Source organism: Tenacibaculum litopenaei, from assembly GCF_964514025.1.
GTDB lineage: Bacteria > Bacteroidota > Bacteroidia > Flavobacteriales > Flavobacteriaceae > Polaribacter > Polaribacter litopenaei.
Genome location: NZ_CAZEQT010000006.1, coordinates 393986 through 419727, shown reverse-complemented (window position 1 = coordinate 419727; position 25742 = coordinate 393986). Strand labels below are relative to the sequence as shown.

Here is a 25742-nt window from a genome sequence, read left to right as displayed (position 1 = left end):
CCCATCAAAAGTTATTTATCAGCCCATTCGCGTAGAAAACAAGAAGAGGTTTAGATAATATTAACTTCAATTTCTAAAGCTATTGAAAACTTGTTTTTGATAGCTTTTTTTATTTCCTGTGCGAGCGCAAATACTTCTTTCCCAGTAGCATTTCCGTAATTTACAAGAACCAACGCTTGTTTGTGGTGCACACCGCATGCCCCAAAGCGTTTTCCTTTAAACCCGGCTTGCTCAATAAGCCAACCAGCAGGTACTTTTACCTCCGTGTCAGATATCGGGTAGCTCGGTATTTCAGGAAACTCATTTTGAAGTTCTTGAAAGTGAGTTGTTGAAATTACAGGATTTTTAAAGAAACTACCACTGTTGCCAATTTCCGAAGGATCGGGTAATTTTGATTGACGAATGGCAATAACTGCATCAGAAATATCTTTGATTGTTGGAACTTCGATATTCTTTCGTTTCAACTCCTCGTTAATAGCCCCGTATTTGGTGTGAAGTTGGTGTTTGTTTTTACTGAGCTCAAAAGTTACTGCTGTAATGATGTAGCGTCCCTTTAAAGCATTTTTAAAGACTGAATTTCTATATCCGAATTCACATTCCTCATTTGAAAAATACACGCGCTTACCACTGGCAATTTCCACGGTTTCAACTCGGGTTATCCTGTCTTTTACTTCCACGCCATAAGCGCCGATATTTTGTATAGGGCAGGTGCCTACAAAACCGGGAATAAGAGATAGGTTCTCAAGGCCACCGTAATTTTGTTCAATGCACCAGAGCACAAAATCGTGCCAGTTTTCACCGGCATTCACTGTTAAGTGTACATTTTGCTCATTTTCTCGATCAATAGAGATCCCTTTGATATTGAGCTGTACTACTAATTCTTGTTCGATGTCTTTCGTTAACAACATATTACTACCTCCACTTAAAAGAAATAAGTCTTTTTCTGTTTTGAGCAGCTCTTGCAATTCAAATAACGAAGTTACCTGAATAAAACGTTTGGCATTACAATCAATGCCAAACGTATTATAAGGTTTTAAAGATATGTTTTGTGCTATTTTCAAATGACTATTGTTTGTATGCAGTCAAGGCATTTTTTAATATTTCAACACAGCGGATCAAGTCTTGTTTATTTAATACATAAGCAATACGTACTTGATTTTTTCCTTCTCCAGGAGTAGAGTAGAACCCTCCTGCCGGAGCCACCATCACAGTTTCATTGCGATCGTTGAATTTTTCTAAAATCCACTGAGCAAAATCTTCCGCATCTTCCACTGGAAGTTCAGCAATACAGTAAAAAGCTCCCTTCGGATTAGCCACGCGCACTCCTTCTATTTTGTTGAGCTCTTCAATCAAGGTATTTCTACGGTCTTGATATTCTTCAATAACTTCATTAAAATACGATTGAGGAGTATCCAATGCAGCTTCACTCGCTAACAAGGCATAGGTAGGTGGGCTCAATCGGGCTTGTGCAAATTTGATGGCAGTATTGATAAATTCGTTGTTTTTAGAAACGATACAACCAATTCGCGCACCACACATGCTGTAGCGTTTAGATACAGAGTCAATCATGATAGCGTGGTTTTCTAAACCTTCAAGCGCCATAACAGAATTGTGTTTTTCACCATCATAGGCAAACTCTCTGTATACTTCATCAGCAATTAAAAATAAATCGTGTTTTAAAACAATTTGTTTTAATTTTTCAATTTCTTCTTGGCTGTAAAGGTATCCTGTTGGATTTCCAGGGTTACAAATAAGAATTGCTTTTGTTTTTGGAGTAATTAATTTCTCGAATTCCTCAATGGCAGGAAGCGCAAAATTATCTTCAATCTTAGAGATAACAGGTACTACCTTAACTCCCGAAGCCGTTGAAAATCCGTTGTAATTAGCGTAGAAAGGCTCAGGAATGATAATTTCATCTCCTGGGTCGGTAATACTTCCAATAGTAAACAACAGGGCTTCTGACCCTCCTGTTGTTGCAATAATATTATTCGCTCCTACGGCGATGTCGTGCTGATTGTAATACGCAGCTAATTTTTCTCGGTATACTTCTGATCCTTCTGAACGGGCATAGGAAAGTACCTCGATAGCATTGTTTTTCACAGCGTCTAAGGCAACTTGAGGAGTTTTAATATCCGGTTGTCCGATATTTAAATGAAAAACTTTGGTTCCATTTTTTTTTGCGGCCTCTGCAAAAGGAACTAATTTCCTAATTGGTGATTGAGGCATCGCATTTCCCTTTAAAGAAATTGATGGCATTTTAAATAAAATTAGTTGTTTTCTCGGCAAATTTGCAAAATTATTTCGAGAATCATCAACTGTTTATCAGGAAAATATTAGGTTAAAAATTTCCTAAAATTTAGTTATATCAATAAGAGCGTCGTATCTTAAGAATCCCTAAAATAATAGCCATTGAAAAAATCACTACTCGCTCTTACAGTATTGTTTGCGCTGGAACTAACTGCGCAATCACGTTTCGTTTTTCATCAAAAGCTTAAAAAGCAGGATGTTAGTTTTAAGTTGATAAACAATTTAATTGTATTTCCCTTAGAGATAAATGGGCAAAAATTGTCGTTTATACTCGATACTGGGGTCAATAAAACGATCTTATTCAGTGCAAATAACGATAGCTTAAAGCTGAAAAGTACCCAAAAAGTATTCATTCATGGATTGGGGGCCGGTGAACCTCTAGAGGCTTTGCGATCTCGAAATAACCATTTTAAAATAGCAGAGATTAACGGATATGAGCAAGAGCTGTATGTGATTACGGACGACGCTTTTCAGTTGTCCTCTAAAATGGGAACGACCATCCATGGAATCATTGGTTTTGATTTGCTTAAAGACGTGGTTGTAAGGGTGAATTACAGTTCAGAACGACTTACCTTTTACAAACCTATCACCTATAAAGAACCTAGGTGCAGATCTTGTGAAAAGCTCCCCATTACCTTTGATAAAAATAAACCTTATATTAATGCAAGTGTAAAACTAGATAGCAGTAACATTCCGATTACGGTCAAGATGCTAGTAGATTCAGGTGGGAGTGATGCGCTTTGGTTATTTGAAGGAACTGGAAAAAATATTAAAACTCCATCGAAGTTTTTTATCGATATATTAGGAGAGGGGTTAAGCGGAACCATATATGGAAAACGCAGTAGAATTCGTTCACTCTCCATTGGAAAATACGAAATGCCAGAGCCGACAGCTTCTTTTTTGGATACGCTTTCAACCCTAAATGCCAGAAGGTATAGAGAGCGCAATGGAAGTATTGGAGGGGAAGTGCTAAAGCGATTTAAGGTGTGGATAGATTATCCGAACAACAAGCTGATTCTGAAAAAGAACGCTTCCTTAAAGCGCGGCTTCTTTTATAATATGAGTGGCTTGCACGTCGTTTATAATGGGTTGGAATTGGTCAAGGAAAAGTCGACGAATTTGGCAAGAGTGCAGAATGATTTTGGAGAGGCAGCCGGCAGTAGTAATAAAACAATTTCGTTCGTGACGAGTTATAACTACCGATTTAAACCCTCTTTTAAAGTAGATCGAGTAGCTCCGGGATCACCAGCAGCATTGGCAGGGATACAACAAGGTGATTTAATTAAAAAGATTAATGGGAAATTAGCACACGAGTTCACCTTGGAAGAAATAATGGAAATATTTCATTCGAAGCCAAAAAAGAAAATTGTTATGATTGTAGAACGCGGTGTTATGGATTTTAAATACAAATTTAGGCTCGAAAAGCGCATCTAATACAGCTTCTGTTACCTTCGCGCTGTACAATCAGCATTTTTTTAACCGAAAGCCCACTAGTTATAGGCTTTTACAGACCCCATGTCGAGAGTCCCAACGGGGAGCTTGTGCTCGGTAGGTAAAATAGCTCCTGATTGGGTGGTAATCCACGAATCCCAAGTAGCGGTCATTCCACCTACAGGAATAATCGAAACCCACATTTTGTAAGCATAGGGTTTACCAGTGGCATCTAATAACCAAAGATATGAGTCGCCCGGTGTACTTCCTCCAGTAGTATAAGTGACTAATAGGGCTTCTTGTCCTTCGTAAGTAACTAGACGTCGCTCTATGCCAGGTTCAAAAACCTTATAAGGAGCAACTAACCAAAAACTATCGTTGTTGAAGATCTTTTCAGCGTAGTCAATTAGTTCTTGGTCGCTTTTTGTAGTGCTGTTCGCTAGGATATTACTTTTTGTCGGTGTCAGCGTATTTAGAGATACGCGATTGCCGTTCCATGAAACGTCAACTGTGTTGTTATGTTTGTCCCATTTGTAAAAATGTTTTCCTCGAAAACTCCATTCCACATATCTAGTGCTGTCATAGGCTTGGTGGTTTAGGGCAGTTAACATTTTTTTTGCTAAGGCATCGGCGGCAGGACCGCTTTGGCCTGTTGGTAGATTTTCATCTGAATTCCAGTATAAAAAAGCACAAATTCCCAATAGGACTAGAAAAAGGATTCCAATGATTTTTACTGTTTTTTTCATGGGTGTGATTTAAAGCACTAAAGTACTTTATTTATCGCACTTTTTGGGGTATCCTTAAAACGAATAGCTATTGTGCAACAATTTAGGGACTTATCGGTGCTACAAAGTGATGGTGTAGGAAGCTGTGTTGTAAGCGCCATCTTTTTCGAAAGTTAAGTTGTATTGCGTTGAAAATAGTAGCTGAGAATACCTGCGGATAACTCCGTAAACAAACTATGGATAGTGTATCTTTACAGAACTTAATAAAATTGAACAAAAACCAGTTATACACCAAATGAAAAAGATAGCAGAAGTTAATGGTTCCAATGGGGACCTCATAGTTTGTGAAGATTGCTTAATTATTGAACGAAATAATTTTAGCGGACTATTTTCCGGATTTAAGCAAAAGGATAGAGTTAAGCATTATTATTACCGCGATATTTCGCACATTGATTTTAGAAAGCCGAGTATTTGGGGAGATGGGTATTTTAGAGTTAACATGCCCTATACGGCGGAGAATCCAGAGGCAGAAATCGGTGTTATTATGGGGGCAAATCAAGAGATGATATCAGACCCCTATACCGTTGTGGTGGATGCCACATTCTTTAAAAAGAAATCGGAAGAAATGCAGGAGATTTACGAGCTAATCATGAGGAAAATGACAAGAGCTAAATCTTCAAGCCGTACCGTAATTTCTACGAATTCAGGCTCGCGAATGGATGAATTGAAAAAGCTGGCAGACCTCAAAGAAATGGGGGTATTAACACAAGAAGAGTTTGAGCGAGAAAAACAGCGCATACTTAATAGTTAACAGCAATTAAGGAAACGCCCTTTTCTATTTGTTGATGATATTAGTCTTAAACTAAAATCAAGACTTATTAGACAGGGATTAAGAGCCACCCGTTCAACAGAATGGGTGGCTTGAATTGAGGTACTTCTCAAATTTTACAACGTGTCTGTTTTGACGTATTGAAGGATGTGTTCAGGAATGGCAACGTCCTTTGCGAGTTTAGGATCGCTAATAGGAGCGCCGATGCTTTGTTCAACGGGAATAAGTCCGGCCCAAATGGGAAGTTGCTCATCAGCGGGTTCGTCATTAACGCCTACATCTCGAATTTTAGCGGAGGCACTTTCAATGGTCAAGGTCAATACCAGTGTTCTGTCTCTTTCTTCGTTGGTCATGCTGCGCAATGTTTCCCAGCGTCCGGGAATCATATGGTCCATAACTGTTTTGAGTGCGAAGTCTTTCTCGTCGTCGTCTTCCACTTTGGTAACACTACCAAAAATTGTTGCTGATCGATAGTTGACAGAATGATGCAGTCCTGATCGAGCTAGAACCAGCGCATCTAAGTGCATTACTGTCATGCTTACAGAGTCTTGTTCCAATAAGCTTAAAAGCATTCTGTTGGCCTGCGATCCGTGTAAAAAAATACGCTTTCCTTCACGTCCATAGGCCATGGGTAGGCAAATACTTGTTCCTTCAAAGACGTAGCTCAAATAACCGACAAATCCACTGTCGAGAATTTCATTTACTTTGGCCTGATCATAAGAGGCTCTGTTGGCCCCACGTTTCACGCGGTTCAATTTTGTTTTTGTGTACGCTGTCATGCTAAGTGTTATTATATGGTTTTGTTTAATACAGTATTTTCATAGGTCAGGCTACCCACATTAAAGTCATAGCTGCCAATTTTTGTAAAGTTGTTTTTAGTGTAAAAGTGTAATGCGCGTTCATTTTTAATGTATACGGTAAGCCACATATTTTTGAAGTGTAAGGTTTTCGCTTTGTTGATCAGGAAATCTAAAACTTTATTGCCTAATTTTAAATGCAAAAATTCTTGCAGAATATAAATGCGTTCGAGCCTGCAACTATCAGCGAATTCATTGCCTTCAAAAGCCTGGTTTAATACGAGTTTGGTGTAGCCGACAGGGAAGTTTTTGTAGTACACTAAATGAAACCTGTTATTTTTATTGGCCAAGTCCTTCGCGAGGTTCGATGGGTCAAATGCCTGCTCGTAATAGTTGCTTAGTTCCTGCTTGTCTTCTATAAAATGACCGTGTGATTGCTCGTAGGTTATCCTTCCTAGAAGGGCGAGAACTTCTGCTTGTTGTTGGGTAGCGGGTCTAATTTGTAATACGTCGGTGGTCATCATAGCTTATCGATTTTCTGGAGCCGTGTTTTTCAGCGTTTGTTGAATTTTAAAGGTATCAGTTATATTTTTGGGTTGGTGTAGGATGCGAGTGTCCGCCGGGTATTTCTCCAACCATTTTACTGGGCGAATTGGACGTTTGCTAAAGTTGCCTGTGCAAGAAGGGCAAACATTTTCAAATACTGTTAAAGCACAATGTTCACAATAGGTGCATTCAAAACTGCAGATGTACGCATTTGTGGCATTGTAAGCTAGTAAAGTACCGCAGTGCTCGCAGTTGGGTTTTAGACTTAACATGATAAATACCGGGTTTTAATGATTTGCTTGTGCCACTGGTTATGTCCAAGTACTACAAAGGCAGCAGCTCTGGCTGACATGGCACTTTGGTTCGCCGTACCGATGGTGCGCAATGCATCGTCAGTAAGGCTTTGTAGTAGGTTGTTGCTGTAGTTTCTGGTGGTACTGAATTCCTCGAGGAGCTGTGTTAAGCTTTTGCTGTCGGCTCCGGCGGGAGGGAGGTAATCGTCTTGATTGAATCCCGTTATGTTTTGTGTTTCTCCACGTGCAATTCGAAAGCACCTGTGAATAAAAATGCGCTCTGTGTCAATGAGGTGCTGTAATATTTCTTGGCAGCTCCATTTGTTTTCAGCGTATCGAAATAACAGTTTGTTCTCGGGTAAGGACAAGAAAAAATTGCTCGTTTCCTCAAAATCTCTTTGGTAACCTTCGAGCAGCGAGGTATTGGCCGGAATTTGGTCTAAGTACAGTTGGTAATACGAGTTGTATTCCTTGGTCTCTAAGGTGTTAATAAGCATATAGTATTGTTTTTATTCAAAAATAGTATATTTATGGACTATTTAATGAGTCCAGAATTCAAATACTGAGTAGTCCAGATGTTTCCATACAAAACAAGCTTTTTCTTAGATCGCAAATCAGGAAGTGCACTTTATCTGCAATTATCCCATCAATTTATCCATTATATCAAAAAAGGGCACTTACCGAGTACTACCAAATTAATTGGGACTCGCAGCCTAGCAGAGCTTTTGAACGTGCACAGAAAAACAATCGTGGCTTGCTATGAGGAATTGGAATTACAAGGTTGGGTTGAAACCATACCTAAAAAAGGCACTTATGTAAAGGCTACACTTCCAATTTCAAGCTTTCAGTCCAATCCTTCCTCTGCAAACAAAACGAAAGCGATCGATACGGTCGGTTTTCAGTTTTATCGAGATTCACATCGGAATTATGAAACTTCAGAAGCATCACCGGGAATGATAAGCATTGATGACGGTATTAGCGATACTCGTTTAGCTCCGACCGTAGATGTGGCCCGTATTTACAGAAAACTCGCCGGAAAGCGGAGTACTCAGGAAGAGATGAGTTATGGATCTACTTATGGTAATTTGCGTTTGCGTGAAGTGCTGGTTGCCTATTTAAATGAAACGAGAGGGTTGTCTATCACTATTGATAATTTACTTATTACTAGAGGAAGTCAAATGGGGATTTGGTTGAGTAGCCAGTTGCTTTTAAAGGAAGGAGATTGTATTGTGGTAGGAGAAACAAATTATCCTTCTGCAGACTTGACCTTTCTTCAGAGTGGGGCGACGTTGCTTCGAGTTCCTGTCGATGAGGACGGTTTGTGTACCGAGCGTTTGCAGACTATCCTAGAAAAGCAAGTTATCAAAGCGGTCTATGTTACGAGTCATCACCATCATCCGTCTACGGTAACGCTGTCTGCCGAAAGGCGTTTGCGTTTGTTAAATATGGCTAGTCATTATAAGTTTGCGGTAATCGAGGATGATTACGATTATGATTTTAATTACAATCACGCGCCTATTTTACCTTTGGCTAGTCATGACAAGGGCCAGTCGGTAATTTATATAGGTTCTGTATGCAAGGCCGTGGCACCTGTTTTTAGAGTGGGGTATTTGATTGCGTCAAAATCTTTTGTTGATGAAGCGGCTCGAATCCGCAGATTTGTAGACCGACAAGGGGACGCCTTATTGGAGCTTACCTTTTCTGAGTTTATACGAACGGGTGATATGGATAGGCATATTCGCAAGGTTATGCGTCACTACGAGCGACGAAGAGATTTGTTCTGTAGTCTATTACAGGACGCTTTGAGTCCGTATCTGGAATTTGACATCCCCAAGGGAGGTATGGCTGTATGGGTGCGTTTAAAAAAAGAGTACTCATGGGAACGCGTGGCCAAACTAGCCGTTGAAGAAGGGGTGTTGTTGGGCAATTGGGAGCGCTACGACATGGCAAAAACCCAACACAACGGTATTCGAATGGGTTTTGCCCGACATAATGAGGAGGAACTTAAGGTTTTGGTCAGTCGTTTAGAAAAAGCCTTCCTTCGTTATTAAAGCCATTGTGCCCTAATCATACGATCGTTTTCAAAGATATCCTTTTTCAGTAGGGCATTTGAAAATCCGAAATCCGTTACTAGTTTGAGTGTTTCAGCTCCCAAGTACTGGTTGATTTCAAAAAATAAATAACCACCAGGTCGCAGGTGCTGACTGGCTAGTTCACATATTTTACGGTAGAAAATCAGTGGATCTTCATCACTGACAAACAGAGCGGTATGGGGTTCGAAATGAAGCACGTTATCGTTAATTTCTTTTTTTTCCAACATGCGTACATAGGGTGGATTCGAAACAATGATGTCTGCCACTTCAACGGTTGAGCTGTTCAGAATATCCTTCTGGATGAAGTTGATGTCAACGGCGTGCTTTTCGGCATTTTCTTTCGCAATTTGAAGCGCTTGTTCCGAAATGTCAATGGCACTCACAGTTGTATTGGGAAGCTCCTTTTTTAGGGTAATTGGGATGCATCCTGTTCCGGTACCGATGTCTAAAATACTCGCTTCCGTGGCCGCGGGAACACTTTCGATAATCCAGGTTATCAATTCTTCTGTTTCAGGTCTCGGGATAAGGGTCGCTGGGGTCACTTTAAAAGAACGTCCATAAAATTCGGTACTCCCTATAATATGTTGTACCGGCTCTTGTTTTTTTAATCGTTCCAAAGCTTGTTGCATGTGCTTTAATTGCTCAGGAGTAAAGACACTTGTTGGATTCATGACCAAATCGATAGGGCGAAGTGGGGTATAGTGTTCTAGCAGATACTGAAAAAAACACTGTATTTCCGTAGCTGGAAACAGTTCCGTTAATTCTTCTTTAAAATAGGCCTGATATTCTTTAATCGTTTGCATAGGTGTACTCATGAATTCCCTTAAATGGGCAAAGTTCAATAAAATTGCCCAATTATAGCAGTTTTCTTATGGTTTATTGCGCAAATTTATACAGCCGTACTAATCAAGTGACTTCAGCATCCAAACATTACAAGAATAGTGCCCTGTATTTCCCATAGGGCTATCTAGATTTTGAAAACCATTTTTGGCGTACAGCTTACGAGCGGCATCCATATAAGGCATGGTTTCTAAATAACAGGCGGTAAATCCGATTTCTTTGGCCAATTGCAAACAGTGTTGAATGAGTTTTGTTCCTAGTCCTTTGCCTCTGGTAATGGGGAGGAAATACATCTTTTGTAACTCACAAACATCGTCTTGATGGTCTTCTAGTGGGGCAATTCCGGCTCCTCCAACAACGCTGCCTTGATGTTCAATAACAAAATACTTAGCACGTGGTGATTGGTAGGTCTCAAACATTTCATCTGTTGCCTGGTCTTCGTAGGCTGTTCCTACTTTTGGAACTCCGAACTCTTCAAGTACGGTTCGGATTACTGTAGCTAATGCTTTGTTGTCTTGAGGTTTAACTTCTCTTATAATAAAATCAGACGTTGTCATAGGAATATAGTATTTTTGCATTTGCAATTTACCAAAATGATCAATCAAAAAAAATCTCTTTTGAGTGAGTTATTATGAAGCCGATAAATCACGAAAAATATATGAAACGCTGTCTGCAATTGGCAGGCTTAGGTATTGGAACAACAAGACCCAATCCTTCGGTAGGAGCTGTGGTTGTTCACAATGAAAAGATTATAGGAGAAGGATTTACAGCGGCCTACGGAGGTGCACATGCAGAAGTGTATGCCATTGGTTCAGTCAAAGATAAATCACTGTTGAGAGAGGCTACTTTATACGTGACTCTGGAGCCATGTTCACACCACGGAAAAACACCTCCCTGTGCAGATTTAATAGTCAAGGAGGGGATACCTCGTGTAGTTATTGGCTGCCTAGACACCAACAGTTTAGTGGCAGGGAAAGGAATTGAACGCTTAAAAAAGGCGGGTTGTGAGGTACTTGTAGGCGTACTCGAACAAGCGTGCTTTTACCATCATCGACGATTTTTTAAGGTACAAAATGAGCAACGTCCTTATGTGATTTTGAAGTGGGCGGCATCTTCTGACGGGATTATCGCACCTTTGAAAAAAGAGCACCGAGCACCAGTATGGATTTCAAATAAGCATTCGCAACAATTGGTACACAAATGGCGTTCGGAAGAGCATGCCATTTTAGTAGGTACGAATACTGCTGTGGATGACAACCCCGCCTTAAATGTAAGATCGTGGTCCGGGCAACATCCCGTTCGCGTTGTTATTGACCGTACCCAACGTATCGCTAAGGACTCAAAACTGTTTGATCAAACTGTAAAAACCATAGTGCTTGTCGATCGAAATATCGTAAAAGAAAACTATCAAGATGAACGTGTATTTGTAGAGCCTATCTCGTTCGAATCTTCTTTGGCTATGGAAATTTGCAAGGTATTGCAACGACATAAAATTCAATCTGTCATTATCGAAGGTGGGCGTCAAACACTGACGACCTTTATAAAAGAAGGTCTTTGGGATGAAGCCCGCATCTTTACAGGATCGGTAGCCTTAGGTACTGGAATTCCAGCTCCTGAAATTAGCGGTAAGGGATACCGACAAGAACTCATTAAAAACGACTATTTACGAATTATAACCAATGATTAAGAATATCATTTTTGACTTTGGAGATGTGTTTATCAATCTCGACAAGCAAGCAACCTATAGAGAATTAGCTAAATTGGGACTACACGAAGTAGACGAATCTATGCTAGAACAGTATTACGCTTATGAAACAGGTAAGATTACTACAGAAGCGTTTGTAGGGCATTTTCACAAGACCTATGGCTTTAGTAAAGAAGATCTCGTACGAGCTTGGAATGCCATCTTACTGGATTTTCCTAAGCATCGACTTCAGTTTTTAAAGGAACTCTCAGCAGGTGCTGAGTATCGTTTGTTTTTACTGAGCAACACCAATGAATTGCATATCGATTGGATTAAAAATGATTGGGGAATGGAACTATACGAAGAGTTTAAGAGTTGTTTTGAGCAGTTCTACTTATCTCATGAGATCCATTTTCGAAAACCCAACAGTGATATTTACCAATTTGTATTAGAAGAAAACAACTTGTTGGCGGAAGAAACGTTTTTTATCGATGATACGCTTGAAAACACGGAAGCTGCCGAACAGTTAGGTATTAGAAGTTGGAATATAGATCCAGAAAAAGAAGACGTAGTTAATTTAGCTGAAAAATTAGGAATTTAGGGAGTATGATGAATTTAGTTTTGAGCGTGTGTTTTTCCACATCGCTGTTTGTGATATTTAAATATTTTGATCGTTTTAAAATCGATACTTTACAAGCGATAGTAGTCAATTACGTGGTCGCATTTGTATTGGGGATGGCCTCTGCCAACGCGTTTGGAAAGTTAGGTACAGTTCCGGAGCAGCCGTGGTTACTCGGGGCAATTTTTCTGGGGTTGTTATTTGTCAGCATCTTTTTTGTGATGGCGCTAACAGCTCAGCGAAACGGGGTGGGAGTCGCTTCGATAGCAGGGAAAATGTCGCTCGTAGTCCCCATATTGTTTGGTATTGTGCTGTATAACGAAAGCGCAGGAGTCTTAAAATTAATTGGGATAATCATTGCCTTAATCGCAGTTTACTTGTCCTCGGTAAAGGAAGGCAAGTCTGGAAAAGGCGGTAATTTGATCTTTCCTATTTTATTATTCCTCGGCTCAGGAGTTATCGATACCACCTTAAAATACGTAGAAACGAACTTTGTGTCACAGCACGATGTAGACTTTTTCTCAGGCTGTTTGTTCGGGTTTGCAGCCTTGTTTGGAATCCTGGTACTTTTGGGGCAACTGTTAGTGAAACGTCCTAAATTTCAATGGAAAAACCTCATGGCAGGAATTGTTTTAGGAATACCAAATTACTATTCTATATTCTTTCTTATCAAAGCATTGCAAAACAAAAATTTTGAAAGTTCAGAATTGTTTACCTTTAATAATGTGGGGGTTGTGATTTTGTCGACAGTGGTCGGTGTTGTTTTGTTTAAAGAACGCTTGAGTAAAAAGAATCTCATCGGAGTAGCGCTTGCCATTATCGGAATCGTACTCGTAGCAAATGCCAATGGTTAATTATGAAAGACACCTATAAAACCTTGACTGCTCCTTCTGAGGAAACGCTGTTTAAAGACAGAAATAGTAAGTTTTTTGGTTATGCTTTTCCCGTGGAATCGGAGGAGGATATCAAACACTGTCTCGAGCAGTTGCGAAAACTGCACCACACGGCACGTCACCACTGTTATGCATGGCAGCTGGGGAAAGAACGAGTGCAATTCAGAGCCAATGATGACGGCGAACCGAGCAATTCAGCCGGACAACCTATTTACGGGCAAATTCAAGCATTTGACCTAACTGACGTATTGGTGGTTTCTGTGCGGTATTTTGGTGGAACGAAATTAGGAGTAGGAGGTTTAATTAATGCCTATAAAAATTCTGCAAAACTGGCGTTGGAGGCAGCAAATATTGAAGAGCGAACCATTGACGTGCACTTTGAGCTTCAATTCGGGTACGATATGATGAACAAAGTGCAGCGCATCATTAAAGAACGAAATATTCGGATTGTGGGACAAACCTTAGAAATGGATTGTAAATACGAAATTGCCATCCGCAAAAAAGAAGCCCCTATTATTAAGGAAATTTTTGATAACCTTTTTAAAGTTACCATCAAAGAATTGGAAGTGTAACGAGGAAAAATACGTACCTTAGCTAAAAAAACGAACCATGCTTGTAATTGAAGAATTCTTAACCATGCTTTCAAAGCAGTCAAAAGGTATTTTAATGTTCATCCTGTGCGTATTTGCACTGATGTCATTTATCAATTGGCTTGCTAAATTGTTCAGTTGGGGACGTTACAAGCAACCCGAAGTTAAGAGTAAAGGCTACGGAAATCTGATTTATATGGTTACCCAGTTTTTTGCCAATCTCATCAACGACTTTAAGCATTTTTTGGCCTTAGTAATTGTATTGATTTTTGCGGGGTTGATTATCTTTTCCATGGCAGCTACGGATTTATTTTACCAAAAAATGGAAGCGCTTAAACTGGTCATTGCTTCTTTAGGAGGAATTATGGGAACGGTTATAGGGTATTACTTTGGAGAATCTGCGGCACGTACGAACTCAGCGATTACAGGTAATGGAGAGGCAGCTCAACAATCGGATCCTCTCGAAGGAAAAGAAAGTATTCAAGAAGATGTTTACACGACCATGCAGCCGGCTCCAGATCCGGGAATTGACCTAAAAGAATAGTGCGATGAAAAAAAGACTCAAAACATATGACGTCAAAATAAGCGATTCACTATTCAATCCAGAGGATCGAGATCAACTTAAGGTACGTAAAGCCCATTACCGAAAAGGAAAAAGTGGTAGAAACTTATACAAGGTATATTTGTACTTGGAAGGGAATGATGTTCCGTTTATAAAGAAAGCGACCTATACGTTACACCAGTCTTTTAATAACAGAGTTCGTGTTATTGAACGCCGTCCTCAAAATCCTTACTGTAAATTGGTACTGTGGACTTGGGGGTTGTTTTACGTCAAAATAGAACTAGAAGACATCAATGGACAGCGCTTGGAACTCAACCACTTTTTGACTTATGGAGAACAGATTAAAAAAGGGGAAATAAATTGGGAAGTACAATTTTAAGCTAAAATACTCACTTACAAAACGCTATCAACTAGGATAACTAAATATTTTTTTGTATCTTTGCACTCCTTTTTACGAGTACAGGTTTGGAAAAGGTACAAAATTATTTATTTAAGTTTAATATCTCTTGGCGTTAATTTCGATAAAAGCCTGGTTGACAAAAAGATACAAAATTTATTTCAGACATGTCTGAAGAAACAAAAAACGCAGCGGAAGCTGTAAATCCAGCAGAATTTTTAGCAAACTTTGATTGGCACAAATACGAAGAAGGTATTGAGGCTGTAGACGAGGCTAAATTAAAAGAATTTGAAACTGCTTTAGAGGGAACTGTAGGGTTCGTAAATGAGCGTGATGTAATTGAAGGTTTAGTAGTACGTATTACTGAGCGTGATGCTATCATCGATATCAACTCTAAGTCAGAAGGTGTAATTTCGTTAAACGAATTCCGTTACAACCCAAATTTAGCTGTTGGAGATAGAGTAGAAGTATTAGTTGACAAGAGAGAAGACTCTTCTGGACAATTAGTATTATCTCACAAGAAAGCTCGTGTAATCAAAGCTTGGGATCGTGTTAACAACGCTCACGAAACTGGAGAAATCGTTAACGGTTTTGTTAAGTGTAGAACACGTGGAGGTATGATCGTTGACGTATTTGGAATCGAGGCATTCTTACCAGGTTCTCAAATCGATGTGAAGCCTATCCGTGATTACGATCAATACGTAGAGAAAACTATGGAATTCAAAGTTGTTAAAATCAACCACGAATTTAAGAACGTAGTAGTATCTCACAAAGCGTTAATCGAAGCTGACTTAGAAGATCAAAAACGTGAAATCATCGGTCAATTAGAAAAAGGACAAGTATTAGAAGGAGTTGTTAAAAACGTAACTTCTTACGGTGTATTTGTTGACTTAGGAGGTGTTGACGGATTAATCCACATTACTGATTTATCTTGGTCTCGTATCAACCATCCAAATGAGGTTGTTGAGTTAGATCAACGTTTAAATGTTGTTATCTTAGATTTCGATGATAACAAGTCTAGAATCCAATTAGGATTAAAGCAATTATCTGCTCACCCATGGGAAGCATTAAACTCTGATTTAAAAGTAGGAGATACTGTAAAAGGTAAAGTAGTAGTATTAGCTGACTACGGTGCTTTCGTAGAGGTAGAAGATGGTGTTGAAGGATTAATCCACGTTTCTGAAATGTCTTGGTCTACGCACTTGCGTTCGGCTCAGGATTTCGTAACTGTTGGTGACGAAGTAGAGGCTCAAATCTTAACATTAGACCGCGAAGAGCGTAAGATGTCTTTAGGTATGAAGCAATTACACCCAGATCCTTGGACTGATATCACTTCTAAATACCCAGTAGGTTCTAAGCACACTGGAACTGTACGTAACTACACTAACTTCGGTGTATTCGTAGAGTTAGAAGAAGGAATCGACGGATTAGTATACATCTCTGACTTATCATGGACTAAGAAAATTAAGCACCCATCTGATTTCGTAACAGTAGGTGATAAATTAGAAGTTCAAGTATTAGAGTTAGACGTAGAAAACCGCAAGTTAAACTTAGGTCACAAGCAAACTTTAGAGAACCCTTGGGATGCTCATGAAGCTACTTACGCTATCGGATCTATCCACGAAGGAACTATCAAGGATAAAAACGATAAAGGTGCTACTGTAGCATTCGCTGACGGTGTAGAAGCATTTGCTCCAACTCGTTTCTTAGAGAAAGAAGAAGGAGGAAAATTAGGTAAAGGTGACACTGTAAAGTTCCAAGTTACTGAGTTTAGCAAAGAATACCGTAGAATCGTTGTTTCTCACACTTCTATCTTTAGAGAAGAAGAGCAAAAGAACGTAAAAGCTGCTGCTAAGAAAGCTCAAGAAGTAGAAAAAACTACTTTAGGAGATATCGGTGGATTAGCTGAATTAAAGAAGAAAATGGAAGGGAAATAATTCTCAACCACTATAAATTCTTGAAAACCGTTGCCTTAGGCAACGGTTTTTTTTGTGCTTTCCGCACTTTTCGATGAGTAGTATTGTTTTTCGTTCTAAAATTGATTAAATTTATATAGAACTGATAGTCATCTTATTAGGTGAAATGTGAAAAGGATGTAGGTTACTTTTCAAAATATTTTCTAGTTGAATCTCTTTCCGTTCACCTAGAAATGGTCCCCCCGGAAATCATATCATAATTCTAAGTCTTTGTCTATGATCAATACGACAAAAGAGAGCCTGTTTATAACATTGGCTCTGTGCACTACTGTATGCTGTGCACAACGAGAATTGACCTATCTACTACAAGAAAAACAAGTGCAACTTCATCAGGTGGAACACTACCTTAAAGAACGCGAAATGCAACCACTTGACTGCCACGAAGAGTGGACGACTGAGGTCTCTCAAAAATTAACGAATCCAACTGTGCATTATCGCGACGTACAACGGGTGTTTAACGTGTACTTTCACGTGCTCAACGAAAATAATGGACAGCGAACTGTCCCAATTGACGAAGCGGATATTTTGAGTGCAGTAGCCAATTTAAATGGGGCTTTTAATGCCTATAATATCTTTTTTAAGTACCGAGGATATGGGGAAATTAATGACACCTATCGATCCGTAGTTTATTTGGGAGGTACAAGAACCTTTGATGAATTGGTCACCTATGCGAAAACGGAAGGACTGTACCAGGAAAACAGCTTGAATATCTTTATCGCCGCAACCATTCGCATGAGCCAGTACGATACCCGAGAAATTGCGGGCCTTGCTAACAAGCCAGGAGTCAATGTGGTAGTGAATGATAAATACCTGCTATCTTCGACCTTGACTCATGAGGTAGGACACAATTTCTTTTTGCATCATACCCATGCTAATTGGAACAGTGGAAATTGCGAATTGGCACATTATAACGATGGGGTAGAAGATACCCCTCCATCTGTACCCTTCAATACAACAGATATTGCTGGAGATTGTCATTCGTATTTGGGTAACTTGTCGAATGATCAATGCGGAATAGCCATCAGAGACATTCCTGCATCAAACTTTATGAGTTCGTATAACCTACCCTGTCGCGATTTAGCGCATGCCGTATTTACGGAAGGACAAGCAAATCGCATGCATACGGCTATCGAAGCGTATCCTGATGTTTTTGAGCCTGTTAAAACTACGCTAGCATCCTTGTACCAGCCGTATACAGGAAACTATACCGCTGAGGCTACTGAGACCATTAAATTTCAAAAAGGGTTTGATTATGAATTTGTTTCGTGCTCGGATAACTCGGCAGTGAAACAGCGATTTGGAAAAGAGGAAACTCCCGTGGGGCATCCGTATAATACAGCGGTAAAGATTCTGCAGGTTTCAGCTACGACTACGATGAATTGCAGAACAGCGCCGACTGATAGTTTTCAAGGTGGGGAAGTGATAAGTTACGGGGTATTGCTAAATGGCATGTATAAAGTTAAGAAACTAAATGCACTAGATATCGCGTCACAACGCTATTTACAAGAGCTGCCAACTGGATATAATAGAATTACCATCACCTACAAAAATGGACAGCGGGAATCCGAACTCTGTTTTAAACAAAATAAGTAAATGAAGAACCGTTAAATACAGATTTAACGGTTTTTTTATATCTGTTATATGTAACAAAAGTTACACGGAAAGGATTGCTCTCATAGTGAGTATTTGTGAAATACCGCTATATTTGTTTAAAATTAAAAATAGGATATGACTTTAATAAAATCGATATCAGGAATTAGAGGAACGATAGGAGGAGGAGTTGGTGATAATTTAACACCTATTGACGCAGTTAAATTTGCTGCAGCATATGGAACTTTTATTAAGAATAAGAATAGAGATAAAGAAAAGATTACTGTTGTTATCGGTCGAGATGCTCGTATTTCAGGTAAGATGATCAGTAATTTAGTAGCCAATACCTTGGTGGGATTAGGAATTAACGTGCTCGATTTGGGCTTGTCTACAACGCCAACGGTTGAAGTAGCAGTTCCTATAGAAAAAGCACAAGGAGGAATTATTTTAACTGCTTCGCATAACCCAAAACAATGGAATGCCTTGAAACTTCTCAATGAAAAAGGGGAGTTTATCGATGGAGCTGATGGTGCAGAAGTGTTGGAAATCGCTGAAGGTTCAGCAATGACTTTTGCTGATGTGGATGAGTTAGGATCGTATAAAAAGAAGAAAAATTACATTAAAAAGCACATCAAACAAGTTTTAAAGCTTGATTTGGTAGATACTAAGGCGATTAAAAAAGCCAAGTTCAAAGTCGTGGTTGATGGTGTGAACTCTACAGGAGGAATTGCAATTCCAATGCTCTTAAAAGAACTAGGAGTAAAGTGTGTAGAATTGTACTGTGAGCCTAACGGAGAATTTCCGCACAATCCAGAGCCTTTAAAAGAACACTTAACGGATATTTCTGAGTTGGTGGTAAAGAAGAAGGCTGATTTGGGAATCGTGGTAGATCCTGATGTGGACCGTTTAGCACTTATCTCAGAAGACGGTTCTATGTTTGGAGAAGAGTACACCTTAGTTGCCTGTGCAGATTACGTTCTCGGAAAGAGCAACGGAGGAAATACCGTTTCAAATCTCTCTTCGTCAAGAGCTTTGCGCGATATTACAGAAAAGCACGGAGGTACCTATACAGCAAGTGCTGTAGGAGAAGTTAACGTGGTGAAAATGATGAAAGCAACCGATACAGTAATCGGTGGTGAAGGAAACGGAGGTATTATTTACCCTGCATCGCACTATGGTAGAGATTCATTGGTAGGAGTGGCCTTGTTCTTATCTCATTTGGCGAATGTAAAAATGAGTTGTAAAGAACTTCGCGATAGCTACCCGAGTTATTTTATGAGTAAAAATAAAATTCAATTGACTCCTCAAATCAACGTAGATGAAGTATTGGCAACCATGGCCGCTACCTATGAAAACGAAGAAGTAAATACAGTGGATGGTGTAAAGATCGATTTTGCGAACGAGTGGGTGCACTTGCGCAAGTCAAATACTGAGCCGATTATCAGAATTTATACCGAAGCGGAATCTCAAGAAGCAGCTGATGCTCTTGCGGTTCGTTTTATCGACGAGATCCAAGCGGTAATTGCGTAAACAAGCGTATTACTGAACCGCATAACTTAATAGTCCGTCGGTATGGTGCCGACGTGACTATCTTATAAAACCCATACCCTTCCTCAAGTATACAGACTACTTAAAAGTTATTTCTTAATTACCTTAAAAATACTAGTGATGAGTTTAGAATCGCACTTTAGAAAATTTAGAGATCAAATCATCGGAATTGATCAGACGTTTACAACCCCTTATGGTGAAAAGAATTTGATTTATGCAGATTGGACTGCAAGTGGACGTTTATACGAGCCATTGGAACAAAAGATGCTTCGCGAATTTGGACCTTTTGTAGCGAATACCCATACGGAAACTTCGACTACAGGAGCGGCTATGACTTTGGCATATCACAAGGCGCGTACGATAATCAAGGAACATGTAAATGCTAATGCGGATGATGTTTTGATCACAGAGGGTTCGGGAATGACCGGAGTGGTCAATAAATTTCAACGAATTTTAGGGCTTAAGGTATCAGAAAACTTAAAAGAACACACTGAAATTCCGCAGGAAAAACGTCCTATAGTTTTTGTGAGTCATATGGAACATCACTCCAATCAAACATCGTGGTACGAAACCATCGCTGATGTAGAGGTGGTGCCTTGTAATGCCGCAGGATTGGTTTGTTTGGATGCCTTTGAGGAAACCATTAAGAAATACCAGGATCGTCCTATAAAAATAGCCTCAGTTATTGCTGGGTCGAATGTGACAGGAATCAAGACAGATTATCATAAAATCGCTTCGTTAATACACAAGTACAACGGGCTGTGTTTTGTTGATTTTGCCTGTTCAGCACCTTATGTTGATATCGATATGCATCCGGCACAAGAAGACGCCTATTTGGATGCAATTTTCTTTTCACCACACAAGTTTTTAGGAGGACCAGGAAGTTCTGGAGTGCTGTTGTTTAATAAGAAACTGTATAAAAATACGATTCCTGATAACCCAGGAGGCGGTACCGTTACTTATACCAACCCATGGGGAGAACACGATTATATAGACGATGTGGAAACCCGTGAAGATGGTGGGACGCCCGCATTTTTGCAAACCATTCGAATAGCCTTAGCCATGCAGGTGAAAGATCAAATGGGAACCGAGCTAATGAAACGTCGAGAAGACGAGATAAACAAGGTCTTTTTCGATTGTTTAGAAGGGCTGAAAGGAGTGCGAATTTTAGCGCCACAGCACAAAGATAGATTGAGTATCTTTTCGTTTTATTTTGAGAGATACCACTTTAATTTAGTGGTGAAATTACTCAACGATCGATTTGGAATTCAAACGAGAGGAGGCTGTTCTTGTGCAGGTACCTACGGACACTTTTTACTCAATGTTGATCAAATGACATCACACAAGATAAAAGATCAAATTCAGGAAGGTTGTAGTACAGAAAAACCGGGTTGGGTACGTTTGTCTGTACATCCTACCATCATCGATGCCGAAGTTCAGTTTATCTGCGAGTCTTTAGAGGCCTTAGCAGCTAATATTGAAGTGTGGAGTAAGGAATATCGATACAACCCAATTAAAAACGATTATGAACACTTAGAAGTAGAGGCCCCTGAAAAAGGATTGGTCGCTTCTTGGTTTGCCGTATAAACTATGAAATTGTTAAGCGAATTACAGCTGGAAAAGCAATATGTGACGATTAAAGAATCATCGATTTCAGGAAGGTGGATCCATTTGGAAGATATCCAACCACTAATTGAAAAATTACCGGCTTTTATACGAGTTGAAAAATTGGGCGCCTCAGAGGAAGGTCGCCCAATTTTTAAGCTTCGTATGGGTACTGGAAGTAAAAGAATCCTGATGTGGAGTCAAATGCACGGTAATGAAAGTACAGGTACCAAAGCAGTTTTTGATTTTATCAATTACTGTGTACACTTCGCTGATACTGAAGTTGTGCAAAGTATATTGAAGGAGGTGGATTTGCAAATTATACCCATGTTAAATCCTGACGGTGCTTTAGCTTATACCCGAGTAAATAGCAAGGAGGTGGACCTCAATAGGGACGCTGTTGACCAATCGGCTATTGAAAGCCAATTGCTGCGCGCCGAACTCGATGCGTTCAATCCACAATTCTGTTTTAATTTACACGATCAGCGCACGATTTTTGGAGTGGAAGGAACAGACAATCCTGCGACGATTTCTTTTTTAGCACCCTCTGAAGAAGTTTCTCGTAAACTCACACAAGGGCGCAAAGAAACGATGGATGTCATTGTCGCGATGAATAGCTTGCTGCAAAAACTGATTCCAAATGGAATCGGACGGTATACAGATGAGTTTTATCCGACTGCTACAGGAGATAATTTTCAAAAGCTAGGGCACAACACCATTTTGATTGAAGCAGGGCATTACCCGGAAGATTACGAGCGTGAAATGGTGCGAAAATTCAATTTTTACGCCATTCTTCAAGGAATTTTTCACATTAGTACACAAAAAACCTTTGAAAATTACGAACCGTATTTTTCTATTCCTAACAATATCAAGAACTTCTACGACGTGATTTATCGATCAAAAAATAATGAAAAAGATATAGCGTATCAGTATGTAGAAAGAATTGAAAGTAATAAATTTGCACTTACTTTGATTAAAGAGAAAGAAGGAAATTTATCAACTTATTTGGGTCATAAAGAATTTAAAGTAATTGACTAATTTTTGGATTTTCTTTAATATTGGAGTTTTAAAATTGAAAAAAAATCATATTTTAGCAATATTACTTGAATAAACACAAAATGAAAAAATTTGTACTCGATGAGATTGATCATCAAATCTTAGACATTTTAATTGAGAACGCTCGTACGCCGTTTACCGATATCGCCAAGAAACTTTTGGTTTCGGCTGGAACTATCCACGTACGTGTTAAAAAAATGGAAGATGAAGGAATTATTGAAGGGTCTACGCTTACGTTAAACTATGAGAAAATGGGATATTCTTTTATCGCTCATGTCGGAGTGTTTTTAGAGAAGACTTCTATGACTCAGCACGTATTGGACAATCTAAGATTAATTCCGAATGTTACTGTAGCTTACGTTACAGCAGGGAAATACAACATTTTCTGTAAAGTAAGAGCGAGAAGTACGAATGATGCAAAAGACATTATCTATAGAATTGATGATATCCACGGTGTAAATCGTACGGAAACAATGATTTCTTTGGAAGAAAGCATCAACGATAAAAAGCGTTTAATGCACGCTATTTTTAAGGAGATATAACACCTTATTTTTAATAATATGATAAAGGGCCGTAAATTTAATTTACGGCCCTTTTTTGCTTCTTAGCTACAGGTTAAAGTAGTGGGAAGTTAAGTACAGCTATTGCAAATGCGTCTTTTTCAAGCAGGTGTTTTCCTAATAGCCCTGACCAAACGATCCCGTATCAGTGGGTTTGTTAAGATTGCAATTCACTCCAATCAAAATGCTTACCAATGCGTAACCAATCGTCAGGAAATGGCGCAGTGATCACGATTTTTTCGTCGGTAAATGGGTGTTGGAAATGCAATTGATAGGCGTGTAAAAACAACTTGCTGCACTGAAATTGAGTTTCGAACATTTGGTTGTGATTGTTATCGCCGTATTTAGGATCCCCTACAAGTGGATAGCTTATTTTATTACAATGTATGCGCAATTGATGTAAGCGGCCTGTTTTAGGAAGTAATTTCACTAGGCTATAACGCGAGCTTGGATAGGGTTTTACAGGAATGTCCAACACGGTGGTATTGAGCAATTCTAGTTGCGTCTCGGCGTCTTTGTAGACTTTAGCATCTCTACCTTTTACGGGACTGTCAATGGTTTTTTTAGCCGGGGCATGACCGCGTACAATACCGTAGTAAATTTTTTGAATAGCATGAGAGGTAAACAGCTGTTGAAAAGGAGCGACGTATTCATTACTCTTGGCAAAAACGACCACTCCTGAGGTCTTTCGGTCCAAGCGATGAATAGGATGACACTTGCTTTCAAAGTGTTCGTTTACCAATTGCACTAACGAGGTTTCGTCGGTGACATTACGTGAGTGATGGGCATGGTGGACCACTAGGTTGTTTGGTTTCGCAACGCATACGATGTACGCGTCTTCGTATAATATATGTAAATCCAACTGATTAATTTTTATTTGTATCGTTCGTTTTTCCGTATAAAATGAGTCCTAAGGCCAGGATACCACAGCAAAAGAAGCCGATGAATAGCGGTAGGCTGGTTTCCTTGACAAAGCCTCCGATAAAGGTAGCAATTGGCACGGCCATAATGGTTGATATAAAACCGTTGTAGGCAGCTCCCACACCGGCAATATGTCCAATAGGTTGCATTGCAAGAGATCGCAAGTTCCCAAATAGGAAACCGATGGCAAAAAATTGAAGGACAAAAAAGGTTACGAGCACATAAATTGACGGGTTTGGAGTTTGATAAAACAATGCGATATAGGCTCCAGACACAGCGATAAATAGAATTGCAAAAAATCGCACCAATCGATACATTCCGTATTTCATAACCAATGTACCATTTAAAAAGGTGGCTAATCCAACCGAAATCGCGAGTCCGGCAAAAATAAACGGAAACTCCTCTTTCAATTGATATTGGTTCTCAAAAATTTGTTGTGAGGCACTTAGGTATACCATAAAAGCACCGGTGATTAATCCGGACACCAAGGTGAACACCCAAGCCTGACGTTGTTTGAAAAACTCTCGTAAACCATTGGTGAAGAGTTGTAGGCGCAAAGGGGTTTTATATTCCTCCTTGAGCGTTTCTGGTTGTCGTTTTGCTAACCATAGGATAACGAAGGCTCCAAAAAAAAGTTGACTGTAAAAAATAGCTTGCCAGCCGTACTGATCTAACAAAAGTTTCCCGATTGAGGGTGCCACCACCGGAACCAAAATGAAAATCACAACGACAAACGACATAATTTTAGCCATGTAATTCCCGCTAAATGTATCTCGAACCATGGCGATACTCAAGGTTCGCGGAGCTGATAAACCAACACCTTGAAAAATGCGTCCTACAATCATCCACTCCAAAGACTCTGAGTACACACAGAGGATACTAGCCAAGACGAAAACGATAAATCCTACGTAAATCAAAGGTTTCCGGCCGACACTATCAGAGATGGGACCTGAAATTAATTGACCGACACCGAGACCCAGAAAAATCATGGTAATCAATAGTTGTAAGTCTTGGTTATCAGTTACGTGTATGCTTGTGCCAATAGGGCTAAGAGCGGGTAGCAATGCGTCAATAGAGAGCGCGACAAGTGACATTAAAGAAGCCATTAAAGTAATGAATTCTATATGTGAAGTGTTCGAAGATTTTTGCATCTCGCAAAAATACAATATCTTTAAGAAAGCACCTTGTTAAAAGACGCTAATGTACGTTAAAGAAGAAGGTGCTATTAGAAGTAAGAAGGGTGAGTGGAGAACTAATAGCACCGTTTTAATTAATTTTACTATTAAACAATTAAAATCTAAATAACCCTACCATTTTTTTTAAAAAATGTTATGTTTGTTGCGATGGAAACAAAAAAAACTATTTGCAAACCAAAAGTATTCAATGAAGTTTACGAGGAACATTCCAAATCCTTGTATAATTTTATGTACTACAAATGCGGTGATCGCGATTTAGCAGAAGACATGGTCCAAGAATCATTTGTCAAGCTATGGGAGAACTGTGCGAAGGTGTTTTTTTCGAAAGCGAAGTCTTTTCTGTTCACGGTGGCGAACAATATGTTCCTAAATCACGTGGCGCATAAAAAGATAGTACTTAAGCACGCTTCAGAAGGTCAAAAAAACTACACTCACGAAACCCCTGAGTACCTCATTGAAGAACAGGAATTTTTAAAAAAATTAAAAGGCGCGATTGCGGACTTACCTGACAAACAACGAGAGGTCTTTTTGTTGAATAGAATAGACAAAAAGAAATATAAGGAAATCGCAGAAATGCTAGGGATTTCAGTAAAAGCTGTCGAAAAGAGGATGTCTTTGGCGCTAAAGTCGCTTCGGGCGAAAATTGGTAGTAATTTTAAGTAGGGTACACAGAAGTTTATTTGT

General features: G+C 39.4%; 27 protein-coding genes. 16 read left to right on the top strand and 11 right to left on the bottom strand.

The window, feature by feature from the left end; translation table 11 throughout:
• Positions 1-50 precede the first annotated feature (50 nt).
• Both murB and ACKTS5_RS10505 read right to left on the bottom strand, forming a co-directional pair.
• Positions 51-1061 (bottom strand): UDP-N-acetylmuramate dehydrogenase, encoded by a 1011-nt coding sequence (murB, locus tag ACKTS5_RS10510; RefSeq protein WP_408043823.1) that lies wholly within the window; start codon positions 1059-1061, stop codon positions 51-53.
• A 4-nt stretch (positions 1062-1065) separates the two neighbouring features.
• Positions 1066-2256, bottom strand: a complete 1191-nt coding sequence (locus ACKTS5_RS10505; protein ID WP_408043822.1) for a pyridoxal phosphate-dependent aminotransferase — start codon at positions 2254-2256, stop codon at positions 1066-1068.
• 153 nt (positions 2257-2409) lie between these two features.
• On the opposite strand from ACKTS5_RS10505, the gene ACKTS5_RS10500 reads away from it, so the two are divergent.
• Positions 2410-3741 (top strand): retropepsin-like aspartic protease, encoded by a 1332-nt coding sequence (locus tag ACKTS5_RS10500; RefSeq protein WP_408043821.1) that lies wholly within the window; start codon positions 2410-2412, stop codon positions 3739-3741.
• Positions 3742-3797: 56 nt separating this feature from the next.
• Here ACKTS5_RS10500 and ACKTS5_RS10495 read toward each other — a convergent pair whose 3' ends face one another.
• Complete coding sequence (locus tag ACKTS5_RS10495; RefSeq protein WP_408043820.1) at positions 3798-4484, bottom strand: hypothetical protein; 687 nt, start codon at positions 4482-4484, stop codon at positions 3798-3800.
• 274 nt (positions 4485-4758) lie between these two features.
• Here ACKTS5_RS10495 and ACKTS5_RS10490 point away from each other — a divergent pair, with 274 nt between their 5' ends.
• The gene (locus tag ACKTS5_RS10490) at positions 4759-5274 is read left to right on the top strand and encodes an SHOCT domain-containing protein (protein ID WP_408043819.1); all 516 of its coding nucleotides are present in this window, start codon (positions 4759-4761) and stop codon (positions 5272-5274) included.
• Positions 5275-5408: 134 nt separating this feature from the next.
• Here the strand turns inward: ACKTS5_RS10490 and ACKTS5_RS10485 are convergent, their stop codons facing one another.
• From ACKTS5_RS10485 to ACKTS5_RS10470, 4 genes are read right to left on the bottom strand one after another with little or no spacing between them, the layout of a single operon-like run.
• On the bottom strand, positions 5409-6071 hold the full coding sequence (locus tag ACKTS5_RS10485) for a pyridoxamine 5'-phosphate oxidase family protein (protein WP_408043818.1): 663 nt from the start codon (positions 6069-6071) through the stop codon (positions 5409-5411).
• Between the two features lie 11 nt (positions 6072-6082).
• Positions 6083-6613 carry a GNAT family N-acetyltransferase gene (locus ACKTS5_RS10480; protein WP_408043817.1) on the bottom strand — a complete coding sequence of 177 codons (531 nt, stop codon included), beginning with the start codon at positions 6611-6613 and terminating at the stop codon, positions 6083-6085.
• A gap of 3 nt (positions 6614-6616) precedes the next feature.
• On the bottom strand, positions 6617-6907 hold the full coding sequence (locus ACKTS5_RS10475) for a DUF1272 domain-containing protein (RefSeq protein ID WP_408043816.1): 291 nt from the start codon (positions 6905-6907) through the stop codon (positions 6617-6619).
• Positions 6901-7425, bottom strand: coding sequence for a DinB family protein (locus tag ACKTS5_RS10470; RefSeq protein ID WP_408043815.1), 525 nt, complete (start codon positions 7423-7425; stop codon positions 6901-6903). Before ACKTS5_RS10470 ends, ACKTS5_RS10475 begins: the two co-directional genes overlap by 7 nt.
• 78 nt (positions 7426-7503) lie before the next feature.
• On the opposite strand from ACKTS5_RS10470, the gene ACKTS5_RS10465 reads away from it, so the two are divergent.
• Entirely contained in the window at positions 7504-8979 is a 1476-nt protein-coding gene (locus ACKTS5_RS10465) for an aminotransferase-like domain-containing protein (RefSeq protein ID WP_408043814.1), read from the top strand.
• Here the strand turns inward: ACKTS5_RS10465 and prmC are convergent.
• Complete coding sequence (gene prmC, locus ACKTS5_RS10460) at positions 8976-9836, bottom strand: peptide chain release factor N(5)-glutamine methyltransferase (protein WP_408043813.1); 861 nt, start codon at positions 9834-9836, stop codon at positions 8976-8978. The genes ACKTS5_RS10465 and prmC overlap by 4 nt on opposite strands.
• An 87-nt stretch (positions 9837-9923) precedes the next feature.
• Positions 9924-10418 carry a GNAT family N-acetyltransferase gene (locus tag ACKTS5_RS10455; RefSeq protein ID WP_408043812.1) on the bottom strand — a complete coding sequence of 165 codons (495 nt, stop codon included), beginning with the start codon at positions 10416-10418 and terminating at the stop codon, positions 9924-9926.
• 101 nt (positions 10419-10519) lie between these two features.
• On the opposite strand from ACKTS5_RS10455, the gene ribD reads away from it, so the two are divergent.
• The 12 genes from ribD to ACKTS5_RS10395 all read left to right on the top strand — a co-directional run bounded on the left by ribD (position 10520) and on the right by ACKTS5_RS10395 (position 22923).
• Complete coding sequence (ribD, locus tag ACKTS5_RS10450; protein WP_408043811.1) at positions 10520-11548, top strand: bifunctional diaminohydroxyphosphoribosylaminopyrimidine deaminase/5-amino-6-(5-phosphoribosylamino)uracil reductase RibD; 1029 nt, start codon at positions 10520-10522, stop codon at positions 11546-11548.
• Entirely contained in the window at positions 11541-12146 is a 606-nt protein-coding gene (locus ACKTS5_RS10445; protein ID WP_408043810.1) for an HAD family hydrolase, read from the top strand. The genes ribD and ACKTS5_RS10445 overlap by 8 nt, the downstream gene beginning before the upstream one ends.
• Before the next feature lie 5 nt (positions 12147-12151).
• The gene (locus ACKTS5_RS10440) at positions 12152-13018 is read left to right on the top strand and encodes an EamA family transporter (RefSeq protein ID WP_408043809.1); all 867 of its coding nucleotides are present in this window, start codon (positions 12152-12154) and stop codon (positions 13016-13018) included.
• 2 nt (positions 13019-13020) lie between these two features.
• Positions 13021-13629 (top strand): IMPACT family protein, encoded by a 609-nt coding sequence (locus ACKTS5_RS10435; RefSeq protein ID WP_408043808.1) that lies wholly within the window; start codon positions 13021-13023, stop codon positions 13627-13629.
• A 37-nt stretch (positions 13630-13666) separates the two neighbouring features.
• Positions 13667-14191, top strand: a complete 525-nt coding sequence (locus ACKTS5_RS10430) for a hypothetical protein (protein ID WP_408043807.1) — start codon at positions 13667-13669, stop codon at positions 14189-14191.
• Between the two features lie 4 nt (positions 14192-14195).
• A complete protein-coding gene (locus ACKTS5_RS10425) occupies positions 14196-14588 on the top strand; it encodes a pYEATS domain-containing protein (protein ID WP_408043806.1) in 393 nt (130 codons plus the stop codon).
• Between the two features lie 185 nt (positions 14589-14773).
• The gene (rpsA, locus tag ACKTS5_RS10420; protein ID WP_408043805.1) at positions 14774-16543 is read left to right on the top strand and encodes a 30S ribosomal protein S1; all 1770 of its coding nucleotides are present in this window, start codon (positions 14774-14776) and stop codon (positions 16541-16543) included.
• Between the two features lie 255 nt (positions 16544-16798).
• Positions 16799-18175, top strand: coding sequence for a M43 family zinc metalloprotease (locus ACKTS5_RS10415; protein WP_408043804.1), 1377 nt, complete (start codon positions 16799-16801; stop codon positions 18173-18175).
• Positions 18176-18310: 135 nt separating this feature from the next.
• Positions 18311-19702: a phosphoglucosamine mutase gene (gene glmM / locus ACKTS5_RS10410; protein WP_408043803.1), complete on the top strand. Its 1392-nt coding sequence runs from the start codon at positions 18311-18313 to the stop codon at positions 19700-19702.
• A 138-nt stretch (positions 19703-19840) separates the two neighbouring features.
• A complete protein-coding gene (locus ACKTS5_RS10405; protein ID WP_408043802.1) occupies positions 19841-21307 on the top strand; it encodes an aminotransferase class V-fold PLP-dependent enzyme in 1467 nt (488 codons plus the stop codon).
• A 3-nt stretch (positions 21308-21310) separates the two neighbouring features.
• Entirely contained in the window at positions 21311-22363 is a 1053-nt protein-coding gene (locus ACKTS5_RS10400; RefSeq protein WP_408043801.1) for a M14 family zinc carboxypeptidase, read from the top strand.
• Between the two features lie 80 nt (positions 22364-22443).
• Positions 22444-22923 (top strand): Lrp/AsnC family transcriptional regulator, encoded by a 480-nt coding sequence (locus tag ACKTS5_RS10395; protein ID WP_408043800.1) that lies wholly within the window; start codon positions 22444-22446, stop codon positions 22921-22923.
• Positions 22924-23098: 175 nt separating this feature from the next.
• On the opposite strand, the gene ACKTS5_RS10390 is transcribed toward ACKTS5_RS10395, so the two are convergent.
• The gene (locus tag ACKTS5_RS10390; protein WP_408043799.1) at positions 23099-23803 is read right to left on the bottom strand and encodes a pseudouridine synthase; all 705 of its coding nucleotides are present in this window, start codon (positions 23801-23803) and stop codon (positions 23099-23101) included.
• Between the two features lie 4 nt (positions 23804-23807).
• A complete protein-coding gene (locus ACKTS5_RS10385) occupies positions 23808-25013 on the bottom strand; it encodes a multidrug effflux MFS transporter (protein WP_408043798.1) in 1206 nt (401 codons plus the stop codon).
• Between the two features lie 192 nt (positions 25014-25205).
• On the opposite strand from ACKTS5_RS10385, the gene ACKTS5_RS10380 reads away from it, so the two are divergent.
• The gene (locus ACKTS5_RS10380; RefSeq protein ID WP_408043797.1) at positions 25206-25721 is read left to right on the top strand and encodes an RNA polymerase sigma factor; all 516 of its coding nucleotides are present in this window, start codon (positions 25206-25208) and stop codon (positions 25719-25721) included.
• The last annotated feature ends 21 nt before the right edge of the window (positions 25722-25742 follow it).

Bases quoted from the DNA above. Each gene is read 5' to 3' on its own strand.
- ACKTS5_RS10405 (WP_408043802.1), top strand. From the start codon at position 19,841: ATGAGTTTAGAATCGCACTTTAGAAAATTTAGAGATCAAATCATCGGA.
- ribD (WP_408043811.1), top strand. From the start codon at position 10,520: ATGAAACGCTGTCTGCAATTGGCAGGCTTAGGTATTGGAACAACAAGA.
- ACKTS5_RS10435 (WP_408043808.1), top strand. From the start codon at position 13,021: ATGAAAGACACCTATAAAACCTTGACTGCTCCTTCTGAGGAAACGCTG.
- ACKTS5_RS10430 (WP_408043807.1), top strand. From the start codon at position 13,667: ATGCTTGTAATTGAAGAATTCTTAACCATGCTTTCAAAGCAGTCAAAA.
- ACKTS5_RS10425 (WP_408043806.1), top strand. From the start codon at position 14,196: ATGAAAAAAAGACTCAAAACATATGACGTCAAAATAAGCGATTCACTA.
- ACKTS5_RS10465 (WP_408043814.1), top strand. From the start codon at position 7,504: ATGTTTCCATACAAAACAAGCTTTTTCTTAGATCGCAAATCAGGAAGT.
- ACKTS5_RS10505 (WP_408043822.1), bottom strand. From the start codon at position 2,256: ATGCCATCAATTTCTTTAAAGGGAAATGCGATGCCTCAATCACCAATT.
- ACKTS5_RS10440 (WP_408043809.1), top strand. From the start codon at position 12,152: ATGATGAATTTAGTTTTGAGCGTGTGTTTTTCCACATCGCTGTTTGTG.
- ACKTS5_RS10400 (WP_408043801.1), top strand. From the start codon at position 21,311: ATGAAATTGTTAAGCGAATTACAGCTGGAAAAGCAATATGTGACGATT.
- ACKTS5_RS10490 (WP_408043819.1), top strand. From the start codon at position 4,759: ATGAAAAAGATAGCAGAAGTTAATGGTTCCAATGGGGACCTCATAGTT.
- ACKTS5_RS10415 (WP_408043804.1), top strand. From the start codon at position 16,799: ATGATCAATACGACAAAAGAGAGCCTGTTTATAACATTGGCTCTGTGC.
- prmC (WP_408043813.1), bottom strand. From the start codon at position 9,836: ATGAGTACACCTATGCAAACGATTAAAGAATATCAGGCCTATTTTAAA.
- ACKTS5_RS10455 (WP_408043812.1), bottom strand. From the start codon at position 10,418: ATGACAACGTCTGATTTTATTATAAGAGAAGTTAAACCTCAAGACAAC.
- ACKTS5_RS10380 (WP_408043797.1), top strand. From the start codon at position 25,206: ATGGAAACAAAAAAAACTATTTGCAAACCAAAAGTATTCAATGAAGTT.
- ACKTS5_RS10485 (WP_408043818.1), bottom strand. From the start codon at position 6,071: ATGACAGCGTACACAAAAACAAAATTGAACCGCGTGAAACGTGGGGCC.
- ACKTS5_RS10475 (WP_408043816.1), bottom strand. From the start codon at position 6,907: ATGTTAAGTCTAAAACCCAACTGCGAGCACTGCGGTACTTTACTAGCT.
- ACKTS5_RS10495 (WP_408043820.1), bottom strand. From the start codon at position 4,484: ATGAAAAAAACAGTAAAAATCATTGGAATCCTTTTTCTAGTCCTATTG.
- glmM (WP_408043803.1), top strand. From the start codon at position 18,311: ATGACTTTAATAAAATCGATATCAGGAATTAGAGGAACGATAGGAGGA.
- ACKTS5_RS10480 (WP_408043817.1), bottom strand. From the start codon at position 6,613: ATGATGACCACCGACGTATTACAAATTAGACCCGCTACCCAACAACAA.
- ACKTS5_RS10445 (WP_408043810.1), top strand. From the start codon at position 11,541: ATGATTAAGAATATCATTTTTGACTTTGGAGATGTGTTTATCAATCTC.
- rpsA (WP_408043805.1), top strand. From the start codon at position 14,774: ATGTCTGAAGAAACAAAAAACGCAGCGGAAGCTGTAAATCCAGCAGAA.
- ACKTS5_RS10470 (WP_408043815.1), bottom strand. From the start codon at position 7,425: ATGCTTATTAACACCTTAGAGACCAAGGAATACAACTCGTATTACCAA.
- ACKTS5_RS10385 (WP_408043798.1), bottom strand. From the start codon at position 25,013: ATGCAAAAATCTTCGAACACTTCACATATAGAATTCATTACTTTAATG.
- ACKTS5_RS10395 (WP_408043800.1), top strand. From the start codon at position 22,444: ATGAAAAAATTTGTACTCGATGAGATTGATCATCAAATCTTAGACATT.